The organism is Synechococcus sp. PCC 6717 (assembly GCF_022698185.1).
Lineage (GTDB): Bacteria > Cyanobacteriota > Cyanobacteriia > Thermosynechococcales > Thermosynechococcaceae > Thermosynechococcus > Thermosynechococcus lividus.
On the sequence record NZ_JAKLTV010000010.1, the window covers coordinates 1 to 12,519 of the forward strand.

At 53.6% G+C, this 12,519-nt stretch carries 13 protein-coding genes and 2 pseudogenes; 3 read left to right on the top strand and 12 right to left on the bottom strand.

The window, feature by feature from the left end; genetic code table 11:
• Positions 1-403 (bottom strand): annotated as a pseudogene (locus tag L5470_RS06895) (RNA-guided endonuclease TnpB family protein); the annotation flags it as partial.
• A gap of 80 nt (positions 404-483) precedes the next feature.
• On the opposite strand from L5470_RS06895, the pseudogene L5470_RS06900 reads away from it, so the two are divergent.
• Positions 484-645 (top strand): annotated as a pseudogene (locus L5470_RS06900) (IS200/IS605 family transposase); the annotation flags it as partial.
• Between the two features lie 105 nt (positions 646-750).
• On the opposite strand, the gene L5470_RS06905 reads toward L5470_RS06900, so the two are convergent.
• The 6 genes from L5470_RS06905 to murD form a co-directional block, all read right to left on the bottom strand.
• The gene (locus tag L5470_RS06905) at positions 751-1,815 is read right to left on the bottom strand and encodes an adenosine deaminase (protein WP_099797657.1); all 1,065 of its coding nucleotides are present in this window, start codon (positions 1,813-1,815) and stop codon (positions 751-753) included.
• A 397-nt stretch (positions 1,816-2,212) separates the two neighbouring features.
• Positions 2,213-3,175, bottom strand: coding sequence for an Npun_F2552 family protein (locus L5470_RS06910; RefSeq protein ID WP_499499028.1), 963 nt, complete (start codon positions 3,173-3,175; stop codon positions 2,213-2,215).
• Positions 3,176-3,230: 55 nt separating this feature from the next.
• Positions 3,231-4,037, bottom strand: a complete 807-nt coding sequence (locus tag L5470_RS06915) for a DUF1838 domain-containing protein (protein ID WP_499499030.1) — start codon at positions 4,035-4,037, stop codon at positions 3,231-3,233.
• 2 nt (positions 4,038-4,039) lie between these two features.
• Positions 4,040-4,711 (bottom strand): immunoglobulin domain-containing protein, encoded by a 672-nt coding sequence (locus tag L5470_RS06920; RefSeq protein WP_499499032.1) that lies wholly within the window; start codon positions 4,709-4,711, stop codon positions 4,040-4,042.
• Positions 4,712-4,723: 12 nt separating this feature from the next.
• Positions 4,724-5,884: an AI-2E family transporter gene (locus L5470_RS06925; RefSeq protein ID WP_499499033.1), complete on the bottom strand. Its 1,161-nt coding sequence runs from the start codon at positions 5,882-5,884 to the stop codon at positions 4,724-4,726.
• Between the two features lie 4 nt (positions 5,885-5,888).
• A complete protein-coding gene (gene murD, locus L5470_RS06930; protein ID WP_499499035.1) occupies positions 5,889-7,253 on the bottom strand; it encodes a UDP-N-acetylmuramoyl-L-alanine--D-glutamate ligase in 1,365 nt (454 codons plus the stop codon).
• A gap of 173 nt (positions 7,254-7,426) precedes the next feature.
• On the opposite strand from murD, the gene L5470_RS06935 reads away from it, so the two are divergent.
• Entirely contained in the window at positions 7,427-7,861 is a 435-nt protein-coding gene (locus L5470_RS06935; protein ID WP_198406078.1) for a hypothetical protein, read from the top strand.
• Here L5470_RS06935 and L5470_RS06940 read toward each other — a convergent pair.
• The 3 genes from L5470_RS06940 to L5470_RS06950 form a co-directional block, all read right to left on the bottom strand.
• Entirely contained in the window at positions 7,858-8,196 is a 339-nt protein-coding gene (locus L5470_RS06940; RefSeq protein ID WP_448515487.1) for a hypothetical protein, read from the bottom strand. The two genes, L5470_RS06935 and L5470_RS06940, sit on opposite strands and share 4 nt — an antisense overlap.
• Positions 8,197-8,228: 32 nt before the next feature.
• Positions 8,229-8,543, bottom strand: coding sequence for a hypothetical protein (locus L5470_RS06945; protein WP_198406077.1), 315 nt, complete (start codon positions 8,541-8,543; stop codon positions 8,229-8,231).
• 70 nt (positions 8,544-8,613) lie between these two features.
• A complete protein-coding gene (locus L5470_RS06950; RefSeq protein WP_099797650.1) occupies positions 8,614-8,838 on the bottom strand; it encodes a replication restart DNA helicase PriA in 225 nt (74 codons plus the stop codon).
• A gap of 467 nt (positions 8,839-9,305) precedes the next feature.
• Here L5470_RS06950 and L5470_RS06955 point away from each other — a divergent pair, with 467 nt between their 5' ends.
• Complete coding sequence (locus L5470_RS06955; protein ID WP_499499039.1) at positions 9,306-11,006, top strand: N-acetylmuramoyl-L-alanine amidase; 1,701 nt, start codon at positions 9,306-9,308, stop codon at positions 11,004-11,006.
• Positions 11,007-11,011: 5 nt separating this feature from the next.
• Here L5470_RS06955 and rfaE1 read toward each other — a convergent pair whose 3' ends face one another.
• The gene (gene rfaE1, locus L5470_RS06960) at positions 11,012-12,037 is read right to left on the bottom strand and encodes a D-glycero-beta-D-manno-heptose-7-phosphate kinase (RefSeq protein ID WP_448515483.1); all 1,026 of its coding nucleotides are present in this window, start codon (positions 12,035-12,037) and stop codon (positions 11,012-11,014) included.
• A 217-nt stretch (positions 12,038-12,254) separates the two neighbouring features.
• The coding region (locus L5470_RS06965; protein WP_499499041.1) for a zinc ribbon domain-containing protein at positions 12,255-12,519 on the bottom strand (265 nt) is incomplete at its 5' end.

Below are 12,519 nucleotides of genomic sequence, written 5' to 3' on the forward strand. Positions count from 1 at the left end.
TCTCCAGCGGAACCCGGATCATCCCATCAACCAACTTCAGCGCTTGTTTGGGATAGCTGACTACTGCCAACCCTCCCTTCTTGCGGTAATTTGGCATCTTGGGTTTCTCTGCCAGTTCTCCACCTCGCCACAGTTTCAACAATGCTCGGTAGGACTTAAACGACTCGTAGACCGAAATCAAGGTTTGCTGTGCAGCTTGGGAGTAAAGAGCTTGGAAGTGCTTACTGGTCTTGTATTCGTAACTCAGGCTATGCTTGCCAATCCACTGCCCGGTCTTAAAGTGCAGTTGACGAGCATAGTAGATGCCCTGATTGGTTAGCTTGTTTGCCTCAGAGCAGACAAATTCCATCACCCCCTTAAGTTCGTTATTGGGGTTGAGCAAAACTTGCTGACATCCAAACATGGTGAGTTTATGCAACAATTGTCTACAGCGTAGCACAGATAGCAGGTGAACTATGGACTACCAGAAAAGCCGCAGTGCATCGAATTAAGGGGCGAACTGCACGGTTCCTCAGACAGGAATTCCCTAATCCATTAATGAAACTGCCGTCCATGTGGACATCCAGTTACTTTGTCTCAACGGCTGGCAATGTTAGCAGCGAAACAATTCAGCGCTACATTGAAGCTCAGGGCAAGAGTAATTGACCTTACTAGGGGCTAAAGCCCCCTGAGTTGGCTGTATCCCCTCGCTAAACCGGAGGGGTTTTAGCCCGCCCACATCACTCCTATAAATTGGCGACTAACGCCGCTTTATGGTTTTTCCGCCCCGCACTCAAGTACGGAGCTACCAAGCACCCCCAATGTGTTCTGGAGCAAGTGACTCAACAGTAGGGCGGGAGGGTGATCGTGGGGCCAGGCAAAGGCATGGCGAAAGGCCGCTTCTTGGCAGGCTTGCAGTTCCTTAAAGTTAAGGATGTCGTGGGTGAGTAAGTTTTCGTACTCGAAGGGCAGGCGCACGTTGTGCAAGCCAGCATTATCGGTACAGATAGCGACATCAACCCCCGCTTCAAAACAGCGGCTAAACACTAAACGCAACTGGTCGTAGCGTTCGAGGGTGCCGGTTTGAAAATAGGTGGTGGGACACACCTCAAGGCATTGCCCTGCCGCTGCTACCTCTGGCAGCAACTCAGGATAGCGCAACGGAATTTGAATACCATGACCAATACGTTGTAGGTACGGCAGGAGTTGGGGGTAGCACCCGTTGGCGGTTTCGTAAAGGTGACCCGTGGTCTTTAAGCCGCGATCGCGGGCATAGGCATAGAGTTGGATGAATTCTCCAAGGCGATCGCCATAAACTGAGTCTCCCCCAGCTAAATCAATGCCGCAGACAAACTGAGGGAAATGAGCCGCCAAATCGACAATGGCTCGATTCACAGCGTAGGGTAGCCGCGTGTGCATACAGAGAATTTGGCTGGTGACTATCGGATACTCAGGCACTTGGCAGGCTAAGCCGACGGTTTTCACGACATCCGCCATTTGCTCAATGCGACTGGCCTCGCTGAGGTGGGGATCGGTGCGCAGGTAAGGCGTATAGCGTAGCTCTAGATACGCCAAGTTTTCAAAAATGTAGGCACCGCGAATCAACCGAAAAATAAAGTAGGGTAGTGTTTGGAGGGTTTGCACACTCTCTACTAAGGTGTGTAACTCTAAATACTCGTCAAGGGATTGGCGGGGCTTGGTGTAAAACGTTTCAAATTCGCTATAGTCCGGGAAGCGAGCCGCACGCGACGGATCGTTGCGCTGGAAGTAACGCCAGAGGATACGCGGCACAACCGAGCCACCTAAATGCCGATGCAGTTCTGCGTAAAGTGCCATACCAACTCCTGCTGTTGCTGAATCTGGCCATGAATTGCCCTCATCTCCAACCCTTCTCCCTAGGGAGAGGGGAGCTAAGGGTCTTGTTCCCTCTCCCAAAGGAGAGTGCTAGGGTGAGGGCGGTAAAAGACTCAAACCCGAAAATCATACTTCTGTTCAGGAACACCCCAACTCCTTAATGCTGGCCAAAACGGAACTTAAGGATAGGCTGCCCGATGCTCCAGACATCTAGGCCATCAACAGCACACGAAGAGTGAACTTACCGCGTATCTTCGTCAGTAGCTGCCCAGCCCATCAGATCAGGTGAGTCGCTCAGGTGTGATCGTTAGCTACTGGTACAAACGCCCATGCTCTTAATGTTAACAAATTTTACAAGGTTCTGAAAACCGTACTTCTCCTAAGACTGGTGGGTATAGGTGGCTAAGGGTTCTTTAATCCAGCGGATATACAGATGCTTGAAGGTAGATTTCAGGACGCGGGGGGCACCAAAATCGATGGGCATCATCTGGCTGGGCAGTTTCCAGTCTGGAACCTGTAGTTCTTCTGGTTGCGCCAAGGGAAAGTGTAGCTCCTCGAGGGTGTAGTTTAAGCCGAGAGCCGTCGCTGCGCGCTGGGTGGGGATGCGCTCTGGATCAACATTGAGAATGGCCACCATGGCGCGGTCAAGGGCAAAGACATTCTGGCTGGCCGCTAATATATTCAAGGGGCGGGGGGTGCCACCGCTGGGGCCATTGCCTTCATGGCCGATAATGCCGTCCATAATCGTCAGATCGGGGCTGATGGCGCGAGCCGTTTCCACCAGCATCCGCCCGAAGCGATCACTATCTTTACCGGCTTCCATGTGCCACCATGCTTTCATTTTGCCCGGCACGCAGCCAAAGAGATTTTTCACACCAAGGGTAAGCGTGAGTTGGACGTGGGATTTGACTTTCGGCAAATTAATGACCACGTCGGCGGCCATGGCCTCCTTACTGAGGCGCAGATGCTGAAACTCAGGATTGCTGGTACTGTAGCGATCGCCATGGAATTCAATCACGGGCAAGTTCAGCGCCTCAATAAAGGGGAGATAGCCATTGTTGCGCGCTACCCCCAAGGCAGAGCCAAAGGCAGGGCCATCCCCCAAAAAAGGCTSCCCCCCAACCGCCTGCACCATTTTGGCCACACAGTACACTAGCTCAGGACGGGTGACGCATTCGTGCTTTGGGCGTGCCCCTGTGAGCAAGTTGGGCTTCAGGAGGACGCGATCGCCGGGTTGAACAATGGCGGCCATGCCGCCAAGGGGCGCCAACAGTGCCTCCAAAGACTGGCTCAACACCGCCACATCGTAGGTAGCAGCCCGCAATAAACTAACCGTCGGCATCCGCAACTCCTTTCAAGGTCACTGTTTGCAGTGTGCCACAGGATTCTCTATTGGATTACAGCGGAAAGGTTTCTCCGGCTAAATAGGCCTCAAAATGCTCTTGAAAATAGAGCCATGAGGTCATATCCGCCCCGTCGCGGTAGGTAGTGGGGGCTTCGCAATAGTGGGGCAATCGTTGCAGTTGCTCTTGCAGCAACCGCGGGAGCGCGGCAACCTCAAAGGCTTTTTGGCCACTGGCACTGTAGATCAGGTAACCGGGGCGATCGCCCATTTTCATCCACGGCAACCACGGGCCAATGCGGCTCCAGTAGAGCTGGACATCGCGAATTGTTGAACTCTCCTGCTCCTTCAGATCAGCCGTTGCCACCGTCAGCTTAAATAGCTCGACGGCTTGGTACAGCGGCTGCGGGCTATACTCACCAAACCGGGGGTCGCTGGCAAGGGGATTGGCATAGTAGGGAAACAGATCAAACTGAAACGTAGTTGTGGTTGCCCTCACCTGGGCGGGCACCTCGCGGCGAAACAGCCCCTGTACCGGATCATTAGCCACAGGAATGACGGTTAACACCTCCTGTGTCCAAGGATTGCGCCAGCGATCGCCCACGGTATTTGTCTCTGGGTCAAGGTAAAACGTTAGCTCGCGGGATAAAAAATACCAACCCGATTCTGGATGAGGCACACAGCGGGCAGCACTCATGCCGACAATGTTAAAGAGGTGGCGGCGCGGTTCCTGCGGCACAAAACTATACACTGCCCCTTGCCACACCATAAACGTAGTGTCCCCGGCCAAATCTGCCCGTACCCGCACCCAATCCCGGGCAGTAACCCACTCTTGACGGGATTCTGCTGTGGCTGTCTCCATTGTTACTCACCCCGCACTGGAATATGGGCCGCCTGTAGCTGCACATCTTGGTTGGGGTAACTGGCTAAGCGCAGGGTAACGGTTGTTGTGTCCGCAAGCAAACTTTTAGGAATAGTAATAACACCGGTTGCTAGATCACTGCCCGCGGGAAGCTCGGTGGGTAGCCCCTCCGTCAAGGCACTGAGAAGGTTCCCGTGATCATCTTTCACTTCCAGAAACGTATAAATAAACTGAATCCCTTGGCTACTGTCATTTTTGAGGGTAACGTTCAAAACCAAGTCTTGGCCAATAGACTGGACTGAGCGAACTTCTAAGCGCACCCCCTTATCCTCTGCCACAATCGGCAGGCTACTCTGCTCACTGGCCTGTGGCTCAGGGGCTGCGGACTGAGCAGGGGCGGGCACAATGTCTCGCTCCGTTGAGGTGTTACTCATGTCGGCAATGGTGGCTTGGGTGCGGGCAATAATTTCAGCCTCATCAAGAATGGTGGGGCGCTCTTGACCACTATGGCTGAGGGCATTGCCAAGAATTGGATTGACCACGGGTTGCGAAACCCCCCGCAACGAGTCCCGCCCCACGTAATAGCCGATAAAGGCCGTTACTGTGGTAATGACTCCCGTCAAGGCAATCAGTACCAATGAGGTGAGAAGACCGGGATGAATTGCACGCAGCATCGCCACTATCTCCTAGGATGGATTCATTTTGGAGGAAAACGTGGTTGTTGGGGTAGGGGGTGCGGATAATTCTAGCTGTGACGAGTCTTCGAGGTTCAGGCGCGATCGCACACTCACGAGAAAGGTTTTAATCACTACGGCAATGGGGACCGCAATCACCACCCCTACTAGACCAGACACCCGCGCCCCAGTCAAAATGGCTAAAAAGACCCAAACCGGGTTGAGACCAGTGAAGCTGCCAATGATTCGCGGTGCCACAATATTTTCGAGAAGTTGTTGAAACAGAAAGGAAAACCCGCACACCTTCAGAGCAAGCCAGCCATCTTGCAGGGTCACTAACAAACTGACGGAAATAATGCCCACCGTGCCGCCAAAGGGAACCAGCGCCATCACGCCGATAATCACCCCAAACAATAAACCGTAGGGCACTTTCAGGAACACAAAAATTGTGGTGAGGCCAACCCCCATACACAACGCAAGAATTAACTGGCCAATAAAATAACTCTCAAAGCTCTTGCGAATGGTCTCTGAGGCGGTGGGGCGTAAGGTGTCTGGTAGCCAGCTAATTAAACCGTCCCAAATCTCATCGCCGTGCTGTAGAAGGTAAAAGGTCAAGACCACCGTCAAGATCACGTTGATAATGACATCCACCACACTGCTGACAGTCCCTAAAATCAAGTTCAGGGCTTCACGGGCAACGGCCTGTAGTTGATCTTTGAGCTTTTCCAGCAATTGGTTGGCAAGGGCATCAATATCAATGGTGACGGGTAAGTTCAAGGTATCAATCCACTGGCCAAACTCTAAGAGCCGTCGTTGGCTTGAGCTAAACCAGTCGGGTAAGCGGGCGATGAGTTGCTGCGCCTGATTTAAGACATTGGGTACTAAAACAATGCCAACAATGGCAATGAGCACTAGCGCCAGCAAGAAGACTACGACTGCTGCCGGTCCGCGGGGATTGCCTTGCTCTTCGATCCAACGCACGGGGTAATTCAAGAGAAAGGCAAACAGGGAGGCTATAATTAACACCGCCACCAAGGGGCCAAAAAAGCTGAGAATTGAAGCAAACGCCCAAAAGTTTAGGGTCAAGAGAGGGGCGGCTAATGCAATGATCAGCAGGCGACTCCCAACGGATAGGCGGCTCCACCAGTGGATAGGCGCTGGAGACTGGCTCATAGGGCTACAATTCTAGACATAGTTGACGAAAGTGCTCACCGCGCTCTTCAAAATTCTGATACTGGTCAAAACTGGCACAGGCGGGGGAGAACAGAACTGTTTTGATGGGATATTCAGTAACGAGATCTGCAGCAACTGCCACGGCGCGATCGAGGGTTTCCATAATCTCATAGTTGGTAAAACCAATGGCCTCAAGGCGGTTAGCAAACTGAGGAGCCGCTTCGCCAATGAGTAGCACCCATGCGGCTTTTTGTTGAATGAGGCTGAGCCATTCTTGATCATCGCCCGCTTTGGGTTGGCCCCCGGCAATCAAGACCACTGGGGCGGTGACTGATGTTAGGCCAATCGCTGCTGCGTCGTAGTTGGTGGCCTTGCTGTCGTTAATCCATTGCACGTGTCGCCAAGTACAAATGGGTTCAAGGCGGTGGGGCACGCCTGAGAAGTTGGCAACAGCGTTGGCAATGGTGAGGGCAGGAATGCCAGCAAGATAGGCTGCGGCAACCGCTAAAAGAAAGTTTTGCTGGTTATGCTGACCGGGCATTTTTAAGAGGCTCACAGGTACTAGGGGCTGCTCTTTGACCCATACTTGTCCGGCTTCGATGTAAATCCCTTGCTCAATTCCTTTAGGGAGTGCTGCTGCCCCGTAGATACTGGTCCACCATGCCTGCGGCCAGCGATCGCGGAGGTGGGTGCGCAGGTAGGGGTCATCCCCGTTAAGAATGGGTTGGTGAGCACTATTGATTAGGTGGGCTTTTGCTTCAACGTAGGCATCAAGGGTACCATGGCGCTCGAGGTGATCTGGGGTCAGGGTCGTCCAAAGGGCAAATTTAGGGGCTAGCGGCGGCAATGACTCTAACTGATAGCTACTAATTTCGGCAATGACCCAGTCGAGGTCACTGCCGGTGAGGGCAACTTCACAGATACTATTGCCGATGTTGCCACAGGCGGGTGCGTTGTAGCCTGCGGCTTGAAAAATCGCGGCGGTGAGGGCTGTTGTGGTGGTTTTGCCGTTGGTGCCCGTAATACACACCCACGGTAGATGAGCAAGGGTATTCCAAGCAATTTCCACTTCTCCCCGCACGGGAATACCGGCTTGGCGAGCGGCAACTAAACTAGGACTGTGCCATGGCACGCCGGGGCTAATCACAATTTCGCTAGGGCGCTGCAGACCTACGGTGGTCAGGGTGTCTAGGTCGAAGCGGTAATTCAGACGCACCCGGATTCCTTCGGCTTCGAGTAGCTGTTGCTGTGACTGGAGGGCGGGGGTTTGATGGGCATCGCTCACCTCCACTTGCCAGCCTTGACGCTTGAGTAAGCGAGCCGCAGCGATACCGGAGCGCCCCAAACCAATAACATGAACGGTTGGCATAGTGACTACAGTTGACAAAAACCGAAGTATGGAGACCTGACGTTGAGGATGCTTTGCCGGGGTTGTAGCAACTGTCAGTATGACCGCGAACAGCGAAATGCTAGGCTAAAGAGCGATCGCCAACACAAGGTTTTACGTTTTACACTTTACCATTCTCGTGGCTGAAAGATTTTATGATGCAGTTCTTGAGAACCGTTTGGCTGTGCAGTGTGCTGCTGGGAAGCATTGGTGTGGCGTTACCGGTAGTCACTCCAGCGGCGCTGGCACGGCGGCGGGAAGCCCCTAAAGTGGTGAAGGTGACTGCGGTTACCCTCGAAAGTGAAAACATTGCCGGGGTGTGGTATCACCGCCTGACCGGGCGATTGATCAATGAGACCGATCAGCCCGCTCGCAACATTCAAATCTATTACGAAATCTATGCGCCCAATAGCAATCGAATTGTTGACGCTGGTTCTACAACCCTTAAGTCTCGTGTGGTGAACAGCCAAGCAGAGGCAGAGTTTTTAATTATTCCCAATGCAGCGGGTCGGGTCAAAATTACCTTGGTAGAATGGCTCAGTGGCGATCGCGACTATCGCTCCCATCCCCAAATGCAAGAGTTTCCCTAGGACTCATTTGCGGTTGTTTCCATGAATAGCCATTCATCCAGACCGGCGCTGTTTGCACCCAGCAGGGCGATCGCCTCTTCTAGGCGGCTGCGCTGCACATTGGCCTGACTCATCCGTTTGGCATCGGTGGTCAATAGCAGGTAGGGGCAACTTTCGCTGGACTGGATAAAGGTTTCAACGCCGCACACAAGGGGATGCATCTCAAAAAAATGGTGCAGGGCGATCGCCTGCTCTAGGGTTTCACTTTCTACGAACCCCAAAGCGCGCGTGAGGGCATCCCAGACATCGTTATCGTCATCCCGGAAACTCACCTCAGTAAAATAGCGGATCCCCATGGTGATTGATCCCTAGGGAGAGATTTGGTGGCTTAAGGAGTAGTGATGGGAGCCGCGTTATCCTGGCGGACGGGGCTGGCATCCCAGAACTTGCGATCGGAGCCACTGTTGAAGTAGGCAACATCCGACATCGTCAGCGGTGACTCTGCCTCAATCATCGGCGACCCTTGGCTCAGGTACCCCACGCAATCATTCATGAGGCTGTACACAAAGATGACGCCGCCTGCTGAGACTGCCACTAACCCACTGGCCAGCAGCAGAGAAAAATCCTGTAGGCGATAGGCACCGTGCAGCAGCCGCACAGACCAGAGCACTAATGCTAAAACCAGTAGAAGTAAGATAGCCATATGTAAACTATCTTAACAACTCTCAGGATTTTCCTCATTAATCTTTAGATTCTTCTAAGAAATTTCTTGGCTAGCACAGAGCAGTGGTGCGTTCAAGGGTGCAGGTCAGGTTTGCGCCATAGCAGCCAACATGGGTTATTTCGGGGGTGTAGGCCTCCAACACTCGGCCGGTGCGATCGCACATGGTCATCAAATAGTCACAGTGAGGACACTGGGTATGAGTAACAGAGCCATAGCGCTGTCGCAGTGCTAATTTACCACAGTGAGGGCAGTGAATCGTTTGCATCGTCACCATAATTAAATGATCCTTAAATTCTTTTACTAGGGGTTGAAAGTGTGATAAGCAATGCTGCGTATGGAAATGAATTAGAGCGGACATACGAAGCAAATAACCATTACGCAACATTAAGGAAATTTATGATTAGGAACATATTTAATTATGCGGTGAATTCAAGGCGCTGACAATGATCCCAATGTTAAAAAATATATTTACGTGCTGGGGATCAACGAATTCACCAAATGATTTGGGGCAGCATTAAAAATCTTCTGAGAAAATCGAATGTGTCTTTCGTTCAAAATTCAACTTAGATCTAACGGGGATCACAAACTATGCAACAATTGTCAACACTATGCCTCTGCCCCTAGAACGCTCCCTTAGGTGAGTAGAGAGGCTTAATAGAGGCTCAATAGTGTTAAAAGAGGTTACAAGGCTGAGTGAATTCCCTCTCGTTATTGAGCTGCGGCGTTAGTACACTCCTACTTATGCCGGTTGCTGGGGTTATGGCTGCACCACAGTTGCGGGTGGTTTATCCGCCACCACAGCATACAACCACCGCGCCGCAGATTTTTTTTATTGGTACCGCCCCGCCCGAGATGCCGGTGACGATTAATGGGGTTCCGGTGGGCGATCGCTCCCCCGCCGGACACTTTGCCCCCAGCGTGCCCCTTCAGCCCGGGGTGAACCGGATCACCGTGACGGCAGGCAAGCAAGTTTTGGCATTTACAATTACACGCGCAGTGGCAGCCCCCCCCACGACCCTCAAGCCGCTGGAGCCAACGCTGGATCTGGTGCGCCTCCCCAACGATATTGTTTGCTTCACAGCAACCGCCCCGCCCAATCGTTCCGTAGCGATTCAACTGGGTGGCGATCGCCTCGCCCTAGCGCCCTTGCCAGCAATGATCCAGTTACCCTCGAACTTAGCGGCACTCATTGACCAAGCTGCGGTCACTAGCACCACTGCGCCCCTCTACCGCAACTGCCGCCAACTCAGAGCACCGGGTGACTATGGCACTGTGCAATGGCAGATGGGGGGGAATCCTCCTATCACCTTGGCAGGTGCGCGGATTCAAGTGGCGGATCCGGCTCAGCGACCGGTGGTTGAAGTCACTCGCGAGCTTGGGGGTGTGGCTCGTACCGGAGCTGGCACCGACTATTCCCGCTTAACTCCTCTACCCGTGGGAACCCGTGCCCGGGTGCAGCGGCAAACTGGGGATTGGCTGCAACTCGACTACGGTGGCTGGATTCGCGCCAACGACGTCCGCTTTCTCGCCAGTGCCGTGCCCACAACTGCAACCATTCGCAGTATTACTAGTCGCCAACGATTGGGCTGGACAGAGGTGATCTTCCCGCTCGATGTGCCAGTGCCCATCGCCATTGACCAAGGCGATCGCCACCTGACCCTCACCCTGTACAACACCATTCCCCAAACCGACATTATTCGCCTTGATGCAGATCCCGTCATTCAACGCCTTGACTGGCAGGCCATAGGCTCAGATAAAGTGCAATACCGCTTTAACCTGCACCACCGCCAACAGTGGGGGTACCGCGTTGCCTACGAGGAAACTCGCCTTGTCCTGCAACTGCGTCATCCGCCCCGCATTCAACGGGGGTCTCGACCCTTGGCAGGTCTCACGATCTTGCTCGATCCCGGCCATGGGGGTCCCGATGATCTGGGAGCGCGGGGGCCGGATGGCACCCCAGAAAAAGTGGTAACGCTGGCCGTCGCCCAGAAACTGGCACCGGAACTTGAAGCCCTAGGCGCTACTGTGGTGCTCACCCGTACTGAGGATATGGATCTGGATTTGCCAGATCGGATTCTCGCCATTGAGGCAGCCCAGCCAACCCTTGCCCTGAGCTTGCACTACAATGCTCTGCCGGATGCTGGCGATGCCCGCAACACCCAAGGGATGGGTGCCTTTTGGTACCATCCCCAAAGCCATGACTTAGCCGTATTCCTCGCAGAGTACCTCAGCCGCAATTTAGGACGGCAGCAGTACGGGGTCTTTTGGAACAACTTAGCCCTCACCCGCCCAACCGTTGCCCCCGCTGTTCTGTTGGAGTTGGGTTTTATGATCCATCCTGAAGAATTTGAGTGGATTGTGAACCCCCAAGCGCAGCAGCAGCTTGCCCGTACCTTGGCGCAGGGAGTTCGCCAATGGCTGGTGCAGGCGATCGCCGATTAAGCCAGTTAGTCTGTTTCTAGCAAATGATGAAGTGCCGCCGCCATTTCCGCTGTGGTGGTGGTAGCCGTTCCAAACCGACGCACAACAATACTAGCAGCCAAGTTACCCAGAACTGCCGCTTCCCAGAGGCTTGCCCCCGCAACCAGCGCTAAGGTCAAGGCCGCCACGACGGTATCCCCTGCCCCCGTGACATCAAACACATCGGTGCGGTTAAATGCCGGTAAATGACTGGGCGGTTCGCCATGGCTAAATAGGCTCATCCCAGCATCCCCTCGGGTAATGAGGATGTGCTTGGCCGCAGTCAGCTCCAGTAAGTCTTGGCCAGCCCTCAGCACATCATCGGGACTGCGAATGGCATACCCCACCGCCGCTTCGGCTTCCGGGAGGTTGGGCGTAAACAAAAAGGCGCCGTGGTATCGAGGTAGATCCCGCTGCGTATCCACAATTGTGCAGTGGTGCTGTAGGGCAGCTTGGATCACCGGTGGCGTGAAGACACCATCACCATAGTCGGAGCAGACGATCGCATCAGCACTGGCAGCATGGTGGCGAATAAAGGCTGCTAATTCCTCTTGCAGGCGTGGATGGGGTAGCTCATCAGACTTGCGATCGACCCGCACAATCTGCTGAGTGACCGACTGGCGCGCATGACCTGAGATGCGAGTTTTGGTCACTGTGGGTCGAGCCGCATCCCTGAGAATACCCTCGGTGGCAATCCCCGCTGCCTGAAAAATATTGCAAAGGGCTTGTCCTTGGCTATCGTCGCCAACGACTCCCACCGCCTGTACCGTTGCCCCCAACTTAGCCAAGTTATAGATGGCATTGGCACCCCCCCCCGGAACTTGGCGGGTGGTTTCATGGCGCAAAATTAAGACCGGTGCTTCCCGCGAGAGCCGCTCCACTTGGCCGGTGAGGAATTCATCGAGGGTGAGATCCCCCACCACCAGTAGTTGTGCCCGTGTAAATTGATCCAGCAAGTGCAAGAAACGCGGTTGTGCCGCTAGTAATTGCTCCCGGAGTGCTGTTTCTAACATGATGATTTGTCTTCTAAGCGCTGGGGTCTTTCTTAAACTACTTGCCCGTCTGGAACGTTGCCAAAGCATAGTTGTGCTGGCTTCGTGTTACCTGCCCAGAACCGTCAAACGCCCATGATGAAGTTCCTCTGGGATAGACCAAAGCAACACCTCCACCAACTTCGACAACCTTGTTCTCAGTAAGTTGCACCAAATTGTAAACTTCCCCTGACTGAAGTCAGGGGCTTTCAGTAGCCCTGAGCCTGTTATGTTCTGCAAGAGAACAAGACAGACCCGAGCCTCTAGGCTGGTTTACGACAGCCCCCAAAAGCGCAATTACACTAGCACCATTGAAATCTGCGTCTCCTGTCCAGCCACAATGCCCGCACTTAAACTGCTTCCCAGTGCGATAGGACTGCTTTGGGTCGGGGTAAATATGCAGGCATCTGTGGCAAGTTTGACTACTGTAGCGAGGATTAACTAGCACTATTCCCACACCTGAG